This is a genomic window from Vulcanibacillus modesticaldus, from assembly GCF_001730235.1.
Classification (GTDB): Bacteria; Bacillota; Bacilli; order Tepidibacillales; family Tepidibacillaceae; genus Vulcanibacillus; species Vulcanibacillus modesticaldus.
In genome coordinates, this window is sequence record NZ_MIJF01000010.1 from 1 (window position 1) to 16,851 (window position 16,851).

The 16,851-nt window shown below is 32.4% G+C and carries 19 protein-coding genes and 1 tRNA gene; 15 read left to right on the forward strand and 5 right to left on the reverse strand.

Features of this window, described 5'->3' with window-relative positions; genetic code table 11:
- A partial coding sequence (locus BHF71_RS12515) for a helix-turn-helix domain-containing protein (RefSeq protein ID WP_141705318.1) occupies window positions 1-176 on the reverse strand: 176 nt, incomplete at its 3' end.
- A gap of 292 nt (window positions 177-468) precedes the next feature.
- Here BHF71_RS12515 and BHF71_RS02620 point away from each other — a divergent pair.
- From BHF71_RS02620 to BHF71_RS02630, 3 genes are all read left to right on the forward strand, one after another.
- Window positions 469-1,710 (forward strand): methyl-accepting chemotaxis protein, encoded by a 1,242-nt coding sequence (locus tag BHF71_RS02620; protein ID WP_069656119.1) that lies wholly within the window; start codon window positions 469-471, stop codon window positions 1,708-1,710.
- Between the two features lies 1 nt (window position 1,711).
- Window positions 1,712-2,134, forward strand: a complete 423-nt coding sequence (locus BHF71_RS02625; RefSeq protein WP_176717287.1) for a chemotaxis protein CheW — start codon at window positions 1,712-1,714, stop codon at window positions 2,132-2,134.
- 295 nt (window positions 2,135-2,429) lie between these two features.
- Window positions 2,430-4,517 (forward strand): HD domain-containing phosphohydrolase, encoded by a 2,088-nt coding sequence (locus BHF71_RS02630; RefSeq protein WP_069656121.1) that lies wholly within the window; start codon window positions 2,430-2,432, stop codon window positions 4,515-4,517.
- A 66-nt stretch (window positions 4,518-4,583) separates the two neighbouring features.
- On the opposite strand, the gene tpx is transcribed toward BHF71_RS02630, so the two are convergent.
- The 4 genes from tpx to BHF71_RS02650 all read right to left on the reverse strand — a co-directional run bounded on the left by tpx (window position 4,584) and on the right by BHF71_RS02650 (window position 7,389).
- A complete protein-coding gene (gene tpx / locus BHF71_RS02635) occupies window positions 4,584-5,090 on the reverse strand; it encodes a thiol peroxidase (RefSeq protein WP_245683808.1) in 507 nt (168 codons plus the stop codon).
- Between the two features lie 91 nt (window positions 5,091-5,181).
- Entirely contained in the window at window positions 5,182-5,550 is a 369-nt protein-coding gene (locus BHF71_RS02640; RefSeq protein WP_069656123.1) for a DUF2512 family protein, read from the reverse strand.
- 80 nt (window positions 5,551-5,630) lie between these two features.
- On the reverse strand, window positions 5,631-6,446 hold the full coding sequence (locus tag BHF71_RS02645; RefSeq protein WP_069656124.1) for a potassium channel family protein: 816 nt from the start codon (window positions 6,444-6,446) through the stop codon (window positions 5,631-5,633).
- Between the two features lie 34 nt (window positions 6,447-6,480).
- Window positions 6,481-7,389 carry an RluA family pseudouridine synthase gene (locus BHF71_RS02650; RefSeq protein ID WP_176717288.1) on the reverse strand — a complete coding sequence of 303 codons (909 nt, stop codon included), beginning with the start codon at window positions 7,387-7,389 and terminating at the stop codon, window positions 6,481-6,483.
- A gap of 208 nt (window positions 7,390-7,597) precedes the next feature.
- Between BHF71_RS02650 and BHF71_RS02655 the strand changes: the two genes are divergently transcribed.
- The 12 genes from BHF71_RS02655 (at window position 7,598) to BHF71_RS02710 (ending at window position 16,635) form a co-directional block, all read left to right on the forward strand.
- Complete coding sequence (locus BHF71_RS02655; RefSeq protein WP_084024137.1) at window positions 7,598-7,828, forward strand: hypothetical protein; 231 nt, start codon at window positions 7,598-7,600, stop codon at window positions 7,826-7,828.
- A gap of 72 nt (window positions 7,829-7,900) precedes the next feature.
- Window positions 7,901-8,371 carry a hypothetical protein gene (locus BHF71_RS02660; RefSeq protein ID WP_069656125.1) on the forward strand — a complete coding sequence of 157 codons (471 nt, stop codon included), beginning with the start codon at window positions 7,901-7,903 and terminating at the stop codon, window positions 8,369-8,371.
- Between the two features lie 79 nt (window positions 8,372-8,450).
- Entirely contained in the window at window positions 8,451-9,644 is a 1,194-nt protein-coding gene (locus BHF71_RS02665) for a M24 family metallopeptidase (RefSeq protein WP_069656126.1), read from the forward strand.
- A 154-nt stretch (window positions 9,645-9,798) separates the two neighbouring features.
- Window positions 9,799-10,023 carry a helix-turn-helix domain-containing protein gene (locus BHF71_RS02670; RefSeq protein ID WP_069656127.1) on the forward strand — a complete coding sequence of 75 codons (225 nt, stop codon included), beginning with the start codon at window positions 9,799-9,801 and terminating at the stop codon, window positions 10,021-10,023.
- Between the two features lie 225 nt (window positions 10,024-10,248).
- The gene (racE, locus tag BHF71_RS02675) at window positions 10,249-11,046 is read left to right on the forward strand and encodes a glutamate racemase (RefSeq protein WP_069656128.1); all 798 of its coding nucleotides are present in this window, start codon (window positions 10,249-10,251) and stop codon (window positions 11,044-11,046) included.
- Between the two features lie 199 nt (window positions 11,047-11,245).
- Entirely contained in the window at window positions 11,246-11,872 is a 627-nt protein-coding gene (wrbA, locus tag BHF71_RS02680; RefSeq protein ID WP_069656129.1) for an NAD(P)H:quinone oxidoreductase, read from the forward strand.
- 143 nt (window positions 11,873-12,015) lie between these two features.
- On the forward strand, window positions 12,016-12,492 hold the full coding sequence (locus BHF71_RS02685) for a MarR family winged helix-turn-helix transcriptional regulator (RefSeq protein ID WP_069656130.1): 477 nt from the start codon (window positions 12,016-12,018) through the stop codon (window positions 12,490-12,492).
- Between the two features lie 46 nt (window positions 12,493-12,538).
- Window positions 12,539-13,630: a mechanosensitive ion channel family protein gene (locus BHF71_RS02690; protein WP_069656131.1), complete on the forward strand. Its 1,092-nt coding sequence runs from the start codon at window positions 12,539-12,541 to the stop codon at window positions 13,628-13,630.
- Window positions 13,631-13,820: 190 nt separating this feature from the next.
- Window positions 13,821-14,897 (forward strand): GerMN domain-containing protein, encoded by a 1,077-nt coding sequence (locus BHF71_RS02695; protein WP_069656132.1) that lies wholly within the window; start codon window positions 13,821-13,823, stop codon window positions 14,895-14,897.
- 251 nt (window positions 14,898-15,148) lie between these two features.
- Window positions 15,149-15,886, forward strand: coding sequence for a ribonuclease PH (gene rph / locus BHF71_RS02700; protein WP_069656133.1), 738 nt, complete (start codon window positions 15,149-15,151; stop codon window positions 15,884-15,886).
- A gap of 9 nt (window positions 15,887-15,895) precedes the next feature.
- The gene (locus tag BHF71_RS02705) at window positions 15,896-16,489 is read left to right on the forward strand and encodes an XTP/dITP diphosphatase (protein ID WP_069656134.1); all 594 of its coding nucleotides are present in this window, start codon (window positions 15,896-15,898) and stop codon (window positions 16,487-16,489) included.
- 69 nt (window positions 16,490-16,558) lie between these two features.
- Window positions 16,559-16,635, forward strand: a tRNA-Arg gene (locus tag BHF71_RS02710).
- Window positions 16,636-16,851: the final 216 nt, after the last annotated feature.

The following is a 16,851-nucleotide window of genomic DNA, read 5'->3' on the forward strand; positions in this document are numbered from 1 at the left end:
TTTTCTTCAAGTCCCTTCATTCCTTCGTTTTCATAATGATGAACCCATCGACGAACCATAGAATGATCAATACCCAACTTTTTAGCCACAGTTTTGTATCCCATTCCTTCATTCTTATACATATCCACTGCTTTCTTTTTGAATGCTACATCATATGTGTTTCGAATTTTACCCATAGAAAAATCCCCTCCATAATAGACAGACTAATGGTTTTTCTTTTTTCTGTCTACTATAAGGGGATCATATCATATTAGGGTTTCTTTTTTGGTCTAAAATAATCATGAAATTCAGTTACGGAGCATTCGAAGATGGTTAATTTTAACCCACTTTTTTATTAATATACAATGCAACAATATTACAATTTTGTTACATTAATGCAAAGCTATTTAAATATCTAGAATGGGAGTGATTAATCTGATATTAAATTAAAACTTTTGACAATACAGAATAATACATGGAGGAAAAATTATGAAATCAAAAATATTGTTCTTATCATTTATTTCGGTTATTATAACTGCTGTTTCAATGTATTTTATTTCAAATGTAGTTTATTCTGTTTTAGGTGCTCTAGTAACATCAATGTTAGTGGGATTATTGTATGTCAATTCAATCATTAAAAGATTAGAAGAATTAAAAAACGGTGTTGAGGCACTAGCAAATGGAGACCTAACAATAAATCTTCAAATGACTTCCAATGATGAATTTGCAAAGATAGGAAAAGCAATTAATAATGTTGTGAATGATCTAAGGTCTAAAATTGGTGAAGTCAAAGATAATGCTAACGAGCTCGAAAGTAATATTGGAATGATTAATTCAAGTATTCAACAGACATCAGCAGCAATGGAAGAAATAGCAAGTGCGATTACTGAAGTGGCTAATGGGACACAAAGTCAAACAAAAGACCTCGAAAACACTGCTTCTAATATAACTCAAATATCAGCAATGATAAAGGAATTAGCAGAAAATAGTCAAAACATTACTTCAATAGCGATAAAATCAGATGAAGATGCTAAAAATGGAAGTAAAATTATCCTTGAAGTTATTAAAAATATAGAAGAGCTTAAAAACACTATAGAAAGTAATGTAAATAATGTATTAACCTTAAAGAATAATGCTGACAGTATAAATAAAATTGTAGATGTAATTACGGAAATATCTGACCAAACAAATTTATTGGCATTAAACGCTGCAATAGAGGCTGCTAGAGTTGGAGAAGCTGGAAAAGGCTTTGCTGTAGTAGCAGATGAAATAAGAAAATTGGCCGAAGAAACCAAGAAATCAACAGATGAGATTACGGCATTAATTAAGACGATTCAAAATGGAGTAGATGACACATCTTCATCAATTTTACATATTAAAAATGAGGTGGATGATGCTCAGAAACAGTCTAAAATTGGTGAAGTAGAGATTCAAAAAATTATTACTGGAATGGGTAATATCCGAATGGAAATTGAAAAAATAGCTGCAGGGCTTGAAGAGATGACTTCAAGTAGTGAGATGGTCGTTGAAGCTACAAATAGTATAACAGCCGTTTCTGAGGAAACCTCTGCTTCAACAGAAGAAATATCTGCATCGACAGAAGAAACAAACGCATCCATGCAAGAAATAGCTGCAAAAACTGATGTACTCACTGACATGGTGACAAAAATGAGAGGGTCAATAGCTCACTTTGTTTTAGAAAAAAGTGTGAATGAAGGAAGGAAAAACTAAGATGGCTGAAAAGCAATATGTTTTTTTAAAACTTGCAGAGGAAGAGTACGGTATAGATATATTACATGTGAGAGAAATAATTAACTATCAAGAAACAACTAAACTTCCAAACACATCAAATGTAATAGATGGTGTAATAAATTTTAGGGGAAATATAATACCAGTTATTAACCTAAAAAAAAGATTTAATTATAATGAGACAATTGTAAAAGAAAATAGCAAAATTATTATCGTAAATATGAGAGAAATAAATATAGGTTTGATAGTTGATGAAGCATCACATATATCAACACTTGACGAAAAAGATATTGAAGACTCACTAGAAACAGTAGAAGGCATGGATCAAAAATATATCGCGGGTATCGGAAGAATGAATGGAAAGATTGTAATTCTATTGAATTTGTCAGAAATCATATCTCTTTGAAATATTATTCTCTAATATTTTAATGTTATAGGTGCCATAGGGGGTTTATGATAATGTAGGGATTCATTAACAAACTCCATTAAAATTTTCTATGGTATCCTTTTAAATAATCTAAGGTGCAGTTATGTATCTTTTTACCTAATAATACTAATAAATATTTTTAAATTGTTTTCTAATTGAATAAAATTAGTTATACTAAATACTATCAATGATTGTAAACCTTTACAATGACCGTTTCTAATATTTAATGTATTAAATTTTTGACAATACGGACAATATCATGAGGGGAAAAATAATGAAAAAAATGAAGCACGAAACATTACAAATAAGCTACAATAGGCAATTTATTTTTTATGTGATTGCAATTTTAACTGTGTTTCTATATCTATTGATGACACCCCCTGTATTAGCTAACGAGAGCATTAAAATAGGTATTTATGACAACAAACCTTTGTTATTTAAGGAAAATGATGAAATACAAGGTTTTCTTGTAGATATACTAGATTATATTGCTAGTGAAGAAAAGTGGGAAATTGAATATGTATATGACACCTGGGAAAATAACTTAAATAAATTAAAAAACAATGATATTGATATGTTGATTGGAATTGCATATTCTCAAGAGCGGGACAAATTATTTGATTTTAATAATGAGACCTTCATCACAAATTGGGCACAAATATATTCGCAAAAAAATCTCGATATTCAATCTATCCTAGATTTAGAGGGGAAGCAAGTTGCAGTACTAAAAGGAGATATTTTTTATACTGGAGATGGGGGCATTAAAGGACTATTAAGTAAGTTCAACATCGATGTTGATTACGTAGAAGTTAATAGTTACGAAGAGGTCTTTCAAAGTATTAGGGATAAAAATGTTGATTTAGGACTCGTAAATAGAATTTATGGTACTCTATATGAAAATAATTACAATGTTAAGAAGACGCCGATAGTATTTAAACCTGTTGAAGTGCGTGCGGCAGTTTCCAGTGGTCAAGGGAAAGAATTATTGGATAAAATAGACGAAAATCTTAAGGCACTAAAGAAAGATAAAACTTCTTTCTATTATCAAAAATTAGATTTTTGGTTAAGTAAAAGTTTAGGTTTTAATCATCAAGCCTTTCTTTGGTACATACTCAAGATATTTGGAGTTTTGCTACTAATTTCATTTATCGTAATCCTAATTACGAGACACCAAGTTATAACTAAGAAAAACGAATTAAAGTTAAGTTATCAACAATTAGAGAAAAAAAATGAAGAATTAATTAACATTAATGAGGAACTTGAGGCGACATATCAACAAGTAGATGCATTGAATAATAATTTAGAAAAAACAATTGAATTGACCGGTAGTTTATCAAAAACGTCTTTTGATAATGAAAAGATTTTTTTATCGAATCTCTTACATACAGCATTAAAATTAATACCTGAAGCTGATTATGGGAGTGTATATACCTATCAAGATAATAATATCAAATTTATTGATGCAATCGGTCATGATCTGGAAATCTTAAAAAAACTATCTATAAAATTAGAAGCTTTCTATCATGATGACAAGGTTAGTATTAAACATAATATTTTACAACACACCGCTAGTAAAATGGATATAAATACAGTTGACAAATTTATGAAAGCATGTATGCCCGTAAAAGAGACATTGACATTTGACTTATATATAGATAATGATAAAATCGCTGGAATAAGTTTAGATATTGCAAAAGAGAGTAATAAAAATTTTAGCGATGATGCTAAAAAGGTTATGAATTCATTTAAGAATCTTGCTTCAGCATTCTTCACCGTGAAGAGGTATAGAGAAGCTCAAGAAGAGTTTCAAAGGGATATAATTGTTTCAATAATTCAGTTACTAGAAATCCATGATAAATATACGAAGGATCATTCTCAAAATGTAGCATTATTAGCTCGAGAAATTGCGAAAGAAATGGAGTTGTCTCGGGAAGAAATTGAAAAGGCATATTGGGCCGGTATGTTGCATGATATTGGAAAAATATTAATTCCCGAAAGCATATTAAATAAAGAAGGACCTTTAACAAAGGATGAATATCAACAAATCAAAAATCATCCTTATTGGGGTTATATGACTTTAAGTAAGTCGAAGTTGTTAACGGATATTTCAGAATATGTGTTGCAACATCATGAACATTGGGATGGTAGTGGTTACCCCAAAAATTTAAAAGGTGATGAGATCCACTTAATTTCGCAAATACTTGCGGTTGCTGACACCTGGGATGCCATGCGTTCAGATAGATCATATCGTAAAGCTTTAACCAAGGAGATTGCTATAAAAGAAATAGTAGATAAAAAAGGTGAACAGTTTTCTCCAAAGGTTGTAGACGTGTTTTTAAGGGTAATCGATAATCAAGTTTAAATAAATAAAGATAAAAAACGAAGAACAAAATCGCCGGATAAGGGTGACTTTGTTCTTTTTATATCATTATTTAGCTTCTTTAACCGCTTGGATAGCTTTTTCATAATTTGGATGGTCTGTTACTTCTTTGACATATTCCACATAGATAACTTCGTTTTCAGAGTTCAATACAAAGATTGCTCGTGCTTCTAAGCGTAAATCTTTGATATATGTTCCATACGCTTTTCCAAAAGACATAGATTGATAGTCTGATAGGGTTATTACACGGTCAATCCCTGCAGCTCCACACCAACGTTTTTGTGCGAATGGAAGATCAACGCTAATCGTTAATACTGTAGCATTTAAATTTGCCGCTTCTTCATTGAAGCGTCTAGTTTGCGCGTCACAAACGGGGGTATCTAAGCTTGGTACTACACTAATCAGTTTGACACCATCAAAATCAGAAAGTGATACAGGTTTAAGGGAATTATCTACAACTGTAAAATCCGGAGCTTTATCGCCAACCTTTATTTCTGGTCCTAATAAAGTTACTGGATTACCAGCAAATGTAACTATTCCATTACGTTCCTCCATTATCCACATCTCCTTTAATAACTTTATATACAATATAGTTTATTATGTATAAATAATATCAACAAATTATTGATTTGTAAAGTATTGAAGATTAACCTTTTTTTAAATAGGGTTTAACAATTAATCGATGTAAACTTATTTCAACAACTCCAAGAAAAAAGGCTAATAAAAGAGTGGATAAAAGGGGAACTTGACCATCAGTAAAGACTATAGGAATTAAATATGTAGTAGTACCCATAAAAATACTTCCCATTAAAGCAGAAGGGATATTATGAAACTTAGGTACAATTATCCAGTCAGCTATAACTCCGATAAAGGTAAAAAAGAGAGGAATAAGGAAAAGATAAAGCTTTGGTAAAATAATTAAATGGACCATTTGAAATGAAAAAAAAATTAATAAAAATAATAAATATTTAATTAAAAAATTTTGTATGTGTACATGGGCAGGAACTCTTTTCATAATATATTTATCACCTAACCCTCTTTTCTTTTTATTCTAAGTATTACCTAGAAAGAAGGGATATATCATTATCTATTAATTTAAATTTCTTTGTCATTTTTATGAAGAATTAAATGTTTATCAATTAAAGTTATTATAATATCCTTTAATTCACGCATTTCATTAGGTGAAAGCCGATCTAAATTATCCAACTTATCCTTAATTAATTCGATTATTTCATCATGTAATGATAAGTCTTTAGGTTTGGTTCGATTAATAAAAAACGTTGCAATCGAACCCGTTAACATACCGATAGTTCCTATTCCCATAAACATCAGAATTGCAGCCACAATTCTTCCTCCTGTAGAAGCCGGAGAGATGTCACCATATCCAACAGTTGTAGTTGTTACAATGCTCCACCATAACGCATCACCAAAACTATCTATTGAATCTTCGAAATACATAATTCCCAAAGAGCCAAATAACACTAAGGCTGTTGTTATAGATAACACGTAGTGTAGTTTATTTGTTCTTAATAGCTCTAGAAGGGGCAACCATAATCTCTTAGAAATAGAAATTACACGTAATATGCGGAATAATCTAGCTAATCTAAAACTCATAAATAGATAATCAAGTGGGATGATAGCTAATAAATCAAAGATGTTTTCTTTGATAAATTTTAATTTTCTATTTGCTAGATATAAACGAAAAAAATAATCGATAGCAAAAATAATTAAGATGGCTTTATCGATAAGATGCAAACTCATAAGTTGCTCATCGGTAAGATTGTAATTCATTTCGATTGTTAAAGTAATAATGACAACGATAGCTAAAATGACTGAAATTATATCATAAACATTTTTATACTTTGAAGGAAGTTTGGAAATTTTAAGTCTTATTTGCTCTTTTAAATACATACTATTCCTCCAGTTCATTTAGTAAAAAAATTTTTTAATTCACATTCAATGAAATAAATTGTTGCATATCCTCCGGATAAGGGACTGAAAAACTAAGAAACCTTTCAGAAATAGGATGATTGAATTGTAATTTAATGGCATGTAATGCTTGGCGATTCATCCCAGCTATTTTTTGTCCACCGTATAAATCATCTCCAACAAGGGGGTGATTTATATGACTCATATGGACTCGAATTTGGTGTGTTCTTCCAGTTGCAAGTTCTAGCTCCACTAAAGAAAAATCTTTTGATCTTTTAATAGTTTTGTAGAAAGTAATTGCTGGTTTACCTTCTTTAAGAATTTTTGGGACTACAATTCTCTTCACAGCATGATCTGGATCCTTTAAAATTGGAGCATCGATAATATCTGCTTCTTTAGCTACAGTTCCGTGGACTATGGCGTGGTAGATCCGTTTTAGATTTCTTGTTTGAAGTTGAAGAGCCAATTTATGGTGAGAATATTGATTTTTTGCTACGACAAACAATCCAGAAGTATCCTTGTCCAAGCGGTGTACAGGACGGAAGCGGTATTGTTTACCTTTGGTTTGCCAATAGTACATTAGTCCGTTTGCAATTGTTCCTAGAAAGTGGTTTTTTGTAGGATGTACTACGATATTTGGGGGTTTGTTTATTACAACAATGTCAAGGTCTTCATAGACAATATTTATTGGTATTGGTTGGGGGATGATGTCCGTTGATGTTTCCTCGGGTACGAGTATCTGCAAAGTGTCTCCCTCTTTAACTCTCATCGTTACATAAACGTGCACACCATTTAAAAAAATACCTTTGTTATTTTTAATTTTTGCAAGAGACTTTCTTGAAAAGTGATAATGGTCATATAATATTTCCTTTATCATCAAACCATCGAAATCTTTAGCTATCTTAATTTTTAGTAATTCATTCATCTGACTCATCCTTTGATTGCTTATCATAATAACATCTTAACCAATCACAAGGCTACAAATCAATCAAAATCTCTCTGGTTCCCTTAATTGCTGCTGTAAGTGTTATATATATATATTGGTTTAAACGCTTTTGAATGTAGTATACTATGATTACTAAGATTAAATGTAGAAAAAATAAAGGTAGGATAAATAAAGGAGAGGAATAACAGTGAAAAAATATCAAATATATAAGATAGATAAGTGGAATCAGATGAATTTAGAAATAAAAGGACGTAAAATCATTGTTAGTAAAATTTCAACCGATTGGGGAGAAGAAACATTTACTTTTAATGGTAGAAGTGAATTGCTTAATTGGGCTGAGAAATATTTCGAAAAAACACCACTCGAACAAACTGATGAAGAATACGATAGGTGGATCAGATTATTCAAATCGATTTAAATGAAAATGCCTTTATGATAAAAATTTTTTTAAACTGTATAGATGATTTTTTTGTGGGGAGATGGAAAGTAATTGTTTTTTCATGGTATTAATTATCAACATATGTTGTTTCAATACCCAATCTTATCTCCTAGATTAACTATTAAAAGACAAAAAATGGAGCAAAAAAAGGATAGAATTCATTTAGTAGAACGGTTTGGTTTTGAACCAGTTCACTTTTTGGAATCGAGCGATACCTATTCTATTCAGAATTGTTTAGAATCCTGTTTTTCTTTTGGGAACGTAGTGGTAGTCTTTAAAGAATTACCCCTACCTATGTTACAATTATCCAAAAATGAAGTAGGTGTTCCTGCTATAGATCTTCGTCTTGCAGACTATTTTGTTGTGGAAACGTTAAAGTTAATGTCTGATCTCAGAAAAATATTCCCTAAAACCCCAATATTTTATTTTAATCAATTGGAGCGCATAAGTCCATTTATTCAATTTAAACGAATTAAATTGCTTAAGAAAGTAAGAATAGGGGAATATAAAGCCTCAATATAAAGAGGTTTTTTCTTTTTAAATTTTGATGTACAATGAAAATGTTATGAAAATTAAGAAAATATCAAAGAAGGTGTCGCTTATGTCCTATCAATTAACTCCTATAGAGGAACTTAAGAAAAGGGTAGATAATCTCCAAAAAAAAATAACTGAATTAGAACTCGATGGGGTACTGTTAACTAACAACGTGGAAATATTTTACTACTCCGGTAGTATGCAAAATTCTATGATGTATATACCTGCAGCAGGTGAACCGGTTCTCTTTGTAAAAAAAAGTGTGGAAAGGGCGATGAAGGAAACCTTATTTTCTGTGGAACCAATGCTTAGCGTTAAAGATCTTCCTCAACTTATTGATAATAGAGGCTTAACATACAGAAAAGTAGGTATTGAATTAGACGTATTACCTTATAATCAATTTCAACGGATTCAAAGGGCATTTAATGGGACGGATTTTTCAGATATTTCACAAGTAACCAGATTACAAAGAAGTATTAAATCTAACTTTGAAATAGAAGCTTTACGTCAATCTGCAGAAGTTGTTAATGAAGCAATCTTGGAAGTTCCTAAGATTTTAAAAAAAGGGATGAAAGAGTTTGAGTTTCAAGCTGAATTAGAAAGGTTTGTTAGATTGAGAGGGCATTTAGGTTATATTAGAACTAGAGGATATAATATGGAACTTGTTTTAGGTATGGTGGCATCAGGAATATCTGCTGCCGTTCCAACATCATTTGATGGTCCCGCCGGTGGCCAAGGGATTTCACCAGCTATGCCACAAGGGGCTGGATGGAATGAAATCAAGGAAAATGAGCCGATATTAATCGATATAGCGGCGGCTGTAAATGGATATATTGTTGATCAAACACGAATGGCTGTAATTGGAGATTTAGACCAAGAGTTAGAACATGCATATCAAACTTCTTTAGAGATAATTAAGGAAATAGAAACTAGCGCTAAACCTGGTACAACTTGGTCAGAACATTTTGAAACGGCTAAGCGTCTTGCAAAAGAGGCCGGCTTAGAAGAACATTTTATGGGTTATAAGCAAAACAAAGTTAAGTTCGTAGGACATGGAGTTGGTTTGGAGTTAGATGAATTACCAATTTTAGCTAAAGGATTAGATCGACCTTTAGAGGCTGGAATGGTAATTGCCATTGAACCAAAGTTCACCTTTCCTAATAAAGGGGTTATTGGAATCGAAAACACATATGTGGTTACAGAGACTGGTTTAGAACTTATCACAATTGCACCTCAAGAAATTATACGACTACCTAAGTAATAAAATAATATAAGTTAGTGCTATCTTTATTTTAAATACAAAAAATTCCCTTAATTTAAGCTACTACCCATGCACTTTATTGTTATTTCTAACATAATATAATCTGAAATCACCCTTGTGAATTGATGGGCCCGAGCAAGGAGGGGTGGAACTTTTGAAGGGTAATGACCAGCATGTAAAGCCGTTATTAACCAATCGAGAAAGAGAAGTATTCGAATTATTAGTCCAGGATAAAACAACCAAAGAAATTGCAAAACAATTATTTATAAGTGAGAAAACCGTTCGCAACCATATAAGTAATGTTATGCAAAAGCTAGGTGTAAAGGGAAGGTCGCAAGCAGTTGTAGAATTGGTTCGGCTCGGGGAACTAAAAATATGAGCCCTTGTGAACCCCTAAAAGCTCTACTATCATGGTAGAGCTTTTAATTATGTCCATTATTATAATATTCTTCTCTTTACCAAATGTTTTTCTGCTATAATGATTGATAACTGAAAATTGCTGTACCAAATACCTAATAGATAAATTGGGTAATAGCTGAGAAACTGTTGTTACTATAGTTCATACTATAATCTGTAATAATATTTCGTAGGGGGAAGAAATAAAATGGATCGACATCAACCTATTGGAATTTTGGATTCTGGAGTTGGTGGATTAACCGTTGTTAAAGAGATTTTCAGACAATTACCACATGAAGAAGTGATTTATGTTGGGGATACTGCCAGATGTCCCTATGGTTCAAGACCGATTGATGAAGTAAAGCAGTTTACTTTGGAGATAGTGGATTTTTTATTAAAATATAACGTGAAAATGATTGTAATTGCATGTAATACGGCTACATCATTTGCACTAGATGCGGTAAAAGAAAAAGTTAAAATTCCAGTGGTTGGTGTCATTCGTCCGGGTAGTTTAGCGGCTATTAAAAACACGAAAACTGGTAAAATAGGGGTAATTGGAACAGAAGGTACGATTTTAAGTGGTGCATATCAGAAGGCATTAAATCAAATCAACCCCAATTTAACTGTTACAAGTCTTGCCTGTCCAACTTTAGTTCCGCTAGTGGAAGACGGTAGTCAATCAGAAGAAACGATTAAAAAAGTAGTTAAACAGGCCCTCAAGCCTATTTTGAATCACGATTTTGATTCGTTAATATTGGGATGCACCCATTATCCTATAATAAGTGAGTATATTCAAGAGGTTGTCGGTAACGAAGTTATGCTTTTAAGCTCTGCTGAAGAAACGGCTAGAGAGGTAAGTATGATTCTTCATTACCAAGATTTATTAGCTTCACACATTAATAAACCGAGTCATCGTTTTTTTACTACAGGAGATAAAAAACACTTTAAACAAATTGGTGAGAAATGGTTACAACAGGAGATAAACGTAGAACATATTGATCTATAATTAGAAGTGGCTAACGTAAAAACGTATTGACATTTATTTAAACAACAAATATAATCAAAGTATAATATCTTGAATTCAAAATAATTTAATTCAAGATATTATACTTAATTTTTTCAATGGATGTGCACATTACAAATTTTTTTAAAATTATATCTTGAATTCGAGATATTTTAGAGACAAATTTTTAAGGAGTGATTCTGTGACCAAAATATTAATTCCCTATTATAGCGCTTATGGCCATATTTATACAATGGCACAAGCAGTTGCTAAAGGTGTAGAAAAAGTTGAGGGTAGTACAGCTAAATTAGTAAAAATACCTGAAATTGAGGTTGCTAAACAAGCTCTATCAACTCAAGAATATTACGTTAAAGCTCAAGCGGTCCAAAATGATGTTCCTGAAGCAACATTGGATGATCTTGATTGGGCGGATGGAATAATTTGGGGAGTTTCAAGTAGATACGGTTTGATGCCAGCTCAAATGAAACAATTTTTAGATTCTGCTGGTGGTAAATGGATGACCGGGGCTTTAGAAGGAAAACCTACTGCGGTTTTCAATAGTACCGGTTCAATACATGGTGGTCAGGAATCTGCTATTTTAACTACGGCAATATCGTTATTACATTTTGGTATGATATTTGTTGGTCTTCCTTATGGTGAAAATCAAGAACAGTTAACGGCTGATGGGATCGGAGGTTCACCATATGGCGCTTCAACAGTAGCTGGTCCGGATGGATCATTGATACCAAATGAGAGGGAGTTATTAATGGCAGAAAGACTTGGTAGTCGGGTAGCACGTATTGCCAAAGCACTTAAATCTGAAAAATAATTTTAAGTTTGCAGCTGTTAATAATATCAGCTGCTTATTTTTTTTATAAAGTAAAATGGTGTCTAATAGACTTCATCTATGATAATGTAATATAATTAATAGATGAATTTATTTCTGACGTAACACGAAAAGGATGAAATATCATGAATAATGAAAAATTCGAGAATACAACGATAGATGAGGATACAGAATTATCATTAAATCTTTTTATAGTGTTCGCCCGTTCATATAGAGAGATTGCTGAGCTAGTCAGACGTGATATCCAAAACTACAATTTAAACCCAACAGAGTTTGGTGTATTAGAATTACTTTACCATAAAGGACCTCAACCATTACAACATATTGGTAAAAGAATATTATTAGCTAGTGGTAGTATTACTTATGTTGTTGATAAACTAGAAGAGAAAGGTTTGTTAAATAGGAAGAATTGTCTTAAGGACCGTCGCGTAATATATGCTGAAATTTCTGAGCAAGGAAAAAGGTTAATGGAAGAAATATTTCCTAAACACCGTGAGGCTCTTAAGAAGATTTTTTCCGGTATTGATGTTGAAGAAAAACGTTTGGCAATAGCATTACTTAAGAAAATTGGTTTTTACGCTAATAATCTTGATAGCCAATAACATTGATGTAATTGGTTTATGAAAAAATGTTCCATGGAGGAAACAAATGTCGGATATATTTGTTTACGCACAAGATCTAGTTAATAATTGGCAAACAATACTTATTAATTATGTGATTGCCTTTGTTATTTTTCTCTTTTTTCTTTTTCTCAGAAAAATATTTACTAGATACCTTTTTAACTTATTTTTAAAAATGACTAAAAAAACGAAGACAGACGTGGATGAGATTTTTCTCATGGCTTTCCAACGGCCATTAAGACTTTTTATTGTTATATTTGGTTTATATTTATCATTAAGTTATTTACCGCTTAGCTCGGGGTACGATGTAATCAGCTTAAAAATTTTTCGTTCCGCAATCATTATTTTACTAGCTTGGGGAACAGCAAATTTATCTAATTCAACTCAACTATGGATCGAATGGTTAGGGAAAAGGTATAACTTAGAGATCGATAAGATTTTAATTCCATTTTTTTCAAAGGTTTTAAAGTTTATAATTATCGCATTAACGATTAGTATCGTAGCTCAAGAATGGAACTATGATGTTAATGGCCTAATTGCAGGCTTAGGTCTTGGTGGTTTAGCATTTGCTTTAGCTGCAAAGGATGCGGTTGGCAATATTTTTGGTGGAATAGTCATTATTACTGAAAAACCATTTACTTTAGGAGATTGGATTGAGACGCCTAGTGTTGAAGGTACGGTCGAAGATATTACATTTAGAAGTACTAAAATTCGAACTTTTGCTCAAAGTTTAGTTACGATCCCTAACTCAACTTTAGCCAATGAACCGATCACAAATTGGAGTAAAATGGGTAAAAGAAGGATTACTTTTTATCTAGGTATTACTTACGATACCCCTCGGGAAAAAATTGAAACTGTTGTTAAACGCATCAGAGAAATGTTAGAAACGCATCCAGAAATACATCAAGAAACAATTTTTGTCCGCTTTGATAAGTTTAGTGAAAGCAGTTTAGATATTTTTCTATACTTTTTCACCAAAACAACTAATTGGGGAGAATGGTTGCGGGTTAAAGAAGACTGCAATTTAAAGATATTAAAAATCTTAGAAGGAGAAAATGTTTCAATCGCATTTCCAAGCCGAAGTATTTATCTTGAAACTCCTATAAAACAGGAGACGTAATTGCAAAAAATACTATATTATAAATCATGGGTGCTGTTCTCTGAACAGCATCTTTTTTTATTTTAAAACAATATTTTTTCAATGAATTATAGCTTATTAAACTTCTATTTGTTTTTTTGGACAAAATGGGTAATATTTCTCCTTAATGCTCGTATACATAGAACTAGAGATGCATTGAGGAGGGGGAAAAATGTTTACAAGCAAGCGATTAATGGTAATAGTAATATTAAGCTTGATTATTCTTTTATCAGGATGTGGATTATATGGACCTGAGGAAGCGGTAGAAATAGACCCACCACCAGTAACATTAGAAGTACCAAATGATACGGAAATAAGTCTTGATACGACAGAAGTTGCTGCAGACGAATTATCTTCTACAGAGGTAAATGATGAACAGGCAAATAAAAAAGTTAGATTAACTATTTATTATTTTGATCAAAGTGATGATGTTGTTCCGCTAACTTTAGATATTCCAAAAGTAGAAGGTATTGGACAACAGATGTTGAAGTATATGACTGTCGGTGGTCCAGCGGAAGAGATTATTCCAACCGGTTTTAGACCAGTCTTACCTGCGGGAACTACATTTACAATGAATGTAAAACCGGAGCAAAAATTGGCTATTATCGATTTTTCCAAAGAATTTCTAAATTATCAAGCGAAATCACCCGCTGAAGAGAAGAAAATATTGGATGCGATTACTTGGAGTATAACTGGTTTTCCAACAGTAGAGCAAGTTGAAATTAGGGTTAATGGATATATTTTAGAAGAGATGCCAGTATGGAAAACTCCGATAGTAGGTCCTTTAAGTAGAGCTGATGGAATAAATTTAGAATTGGCGGGTAATCTTGATATTTCTAGAACTACTCCGGTTACCCTATATTTTTATCGCACTTTGCAAGATAAGGAGTATTTAGTACCTGTTACAAGACTAATTCCAAAAACTGATGATATTGCAAAAGCAACTTTAGAACAGTTGATTATTGGTCCAAAACCTGGGTCAAATTTAACATCATCATTGTTACCAACAACAAAAATCTTAAGCGTTAAAGTCAGCGACAATTATTTAGTTGCTGACTTTGACGAAGAAATACTAGGCTTGGACAAACAATTATCTAATCAGTTGATTGATATGATTGTATATTCTTTAACCGAAAACACAAATATTCCAACGATTCAAATTAAGATAAAAGGAGAAACAGGAAATATACCGGGAATCTTATCTGAACCGATTATGCGGCCAGAAAAAATTAATTCAATAGTCTTCTAAATCATACCGTAAAGAAACCTCCTACTTTAAAGGATAAGGTAGGGGCTAATTTGTTGCTTGCTTGAGGGGAAATTAACCAAATGGTATAATGTATCAAAAGCGTTTTCGTGTATTACAAAGGAGATTTTTTAACACTCCTTTTTTCTTTTTTTACTTTGCTTTAATATGATGATATGATAAGCATCTATCTAATTATTGTCATAATATTAATTGGTCATAATAAGAGAGAAAAGCAAATTGGAGGTTAAAATATGAGAAATGATGAAAGAAAAAATACAGAGTTAAGGAAAGTTAATATAACTAGAGATTACATAAAACATGCTGAGGGTTCAGTTCTGATTGAAGTAGGTGATACCAAGGTTATTTGTACTGCTACGATTGAAGATAGAGTACCTCCGTTTATGCGTGGTGAAGGGAAAGGTTGGGTTACAGCTGAATATTCAATGATTCCCAGGGCCACCCATACAAGAAACCCAAGAGAATCGACAAAAGGTAAAGTTAGCGGTAGAACGATGGAGATATCAAGACTAATTGGGAGAGCTTTGCGTTCTGTAGTTGACTTAGAACTTTTAGGAGAGAGAACCATTTGGGTAGATTGCGATGTAATTCAAGCTGATGGTGGAACAAGGACAGCTTCAATTACTGGAGCATTTGTCGCAATGGTAGATGCTTGTAACAAGCTAATACGGGAAGAACAACTTGAGAAAATGCCGATTCAATCATTTATAGCTGCAACAAGTGTTGGAGTAATTGACGACCAAACGATGTTAGACTTAAATTATGAAGAAGATTCCCAAGCCAAGGTTGATATGAATATCGTTATGACTAGCGAAGGAAAGTATGTAGAGATTCAAGGAACAGGTGAGGAGTCTCCATTTAGCGAAGAAGAGCTTAATCAATTATTGCATCTAGGTAAGCAAGGCATTATGCAATTAATCGAGATTCAAAAAGAAACATTGGGCGAGATTGCCGGATTAATTGGGAAGTGAGTTTAGCAAATGTTTAAAGAAGTAATTGTAGCAACGAAAAATCAAGGGAAATTAAAAGAATTTTCGAAGATGTTAGGGGATCTTGGGATCAATGTACGATCATTGACAGATTTTGATGATGTCCCAGAAATAGTTGAGGATGGGGAAACATTTGAGGAAAATGCTAGGAAAAAGGCTGAGTTTATTAAAAATCTTTACAACTTACCAACAATTGCTGATGACTCAGGCTTAATGGTTGATATTCTTGATGGTAAACCGGGAATTTATTCTGCGCGGTTTGCAGGCGAAGAAAAAAATGATCAAAAAAATATGGAAAAATTACTAAGTCTTTTGCAAGACGTGGAGATAAAAGAAAGAACGGCAAGGTTTGTGAGTGCTATAGCTTTAGCTATTCCAGGCGAAGAAACTATAATAGTACGTGGGACCTGTGAAGGTTTGATAAGTTATGAGCCTAGAGGTAAAAATGGTTTTGGGTATGATCCGATATTTTATTTACCTCAATATGATAAGACTATGGCTGAAATCACTCCAGAGCTAAAAAATCAAATTAGCCATCGTTCTAATGCGTTGAAAGAATTACTGAGAGTGATAAAAAAATTTTAAAAAAGTATTTGACGAAATTAAACGTCCTTGATATAATATATCTTGTCGTCTGAGATGACGAAAACTTAAGTCTCAGTAGCTCAGCTGGATAGAGCAACGGCCTTCTAAGCCGTGTGTCGGGGGTTCGAATCCCTCCTGAGACGCCATATTACAGTACATAAACGTCTCTATCATCGGAGGCGTTTTTTTTATATTGTTTGATAAAAAAATATCCATAGGTCAGGATTGGTAATAATATAATAGAAGAAGATAATTTTGTATGGTTCTAATCTTGAAAAGAAAAGGGTTTATGTTATAATGTAATGGTTATACTGTCAATTAGATAATAAAAACCTTAATTATATATTTTTTATTGAGAATGG

What these genes read in the sequence shown, in the direction of transcription:
- BHF71_RS02620 (WP_069656119.1), top strand. Translation starts at nt 469, where the DNA reads ATGAAATCAAAAATATTGTTCTTATCATTTATTTCGGTTATTATAACT.
- BHF71_RS02625 (WP_176717287.1), top strand. Translation starts at nt 1,712, where the DNA reads ATGGCTGAAAAGCAATATGTTTTTTTAAAACTTGCAGAGGAAGAGTAC.
- BHF71_RS02630 (WP_069656121.1), top strand. Translation starts at nt 2,430, where the DNA reads ATGAAAAAAATGAAGCACGAAACATTACAAATAAGCTACAATAGGCAA.
- tpx (WP_245683808.1), bottom strand. Translation starts at nt 5,090, where the DNA reads ATGGAGGAACGTAATGGAATAGTTACATTTGCTGGTAATCCAGTAACT.
- BHF71_RS02640 (WP_069656123.1), bottom strand. Translation starts at nt 5,550, where the DNA reads ATGAAAAGAGTTCCTGCCCATGTACACATACAAAATTTTTTAATTAAA.
- BHF71_RS02645 (WP_069656124.1), bottom strand. Translation starts at nt 6,446, where the DNA reads ATGTATTTAAAAGAGCAAATAAGACTTAAAATTTCCAAACTTCCTTCA.
- BHF71_RS02650 (WP_176717288.1), bottom strand. Translation starts at nt 7,389, where the DNA reads ATGAATGAATTACTAAAAATTAAGATAGCTAAAGATTTCGATGGTTTG.
- BHF71_RS02665 (WP_069656126.1), top strand. Translation starts at nt 8,451, where the DNA reads ATGTCCTATCAATTAACTCCTATAGAGGAACTTAAGAAAAGGGTAGAT.
- racE (WP_069656128.1), top strand. Translation starts at nt 10,249, where the DNA reads ATGGATCGACATCAACCTATTGGAATTTTGGATTCTGGAGTTGGTGGA.
- BHF71_RS02685 (WP_069656130.1), top strand. Translation starts at nt 12,016, where the DNA reads ATGAATAATGAAAAATTCGAGAATACAACGATAGATGAGGATACAGAA.
- BHF71_RS02690 (WP_069656131.1), top strand. Translation starts at nt 12,539, where the DNA reads ATGTCGGATATATTTGTTTACGCACAAGATCTAGTTAATAATTGGCAA.
- BHF71_RS02695 (WP_069656132.1), top strand. Translation starts at nt 13,821, where the DNA reads ATGTTTACAAGCAAGCGATTAATGGTAATAGTAATATTAAGCTTGATT.
- rph (WP_069656133.1), top strand. Translation starts at nt 15,149, where the DNA reads ATGAGAAATGATGAAAGAAAAAATACAGAGTTAAGGAAAGTTAATATA.
- BHF71_RS02705 (WP_069656134.1), top strand. Translation starts at nt 15,896, where the DNA reads ATGTTTAAAGAAGTAATTGTAGCAACGAAAAATCAAGGGAAATTAAAA.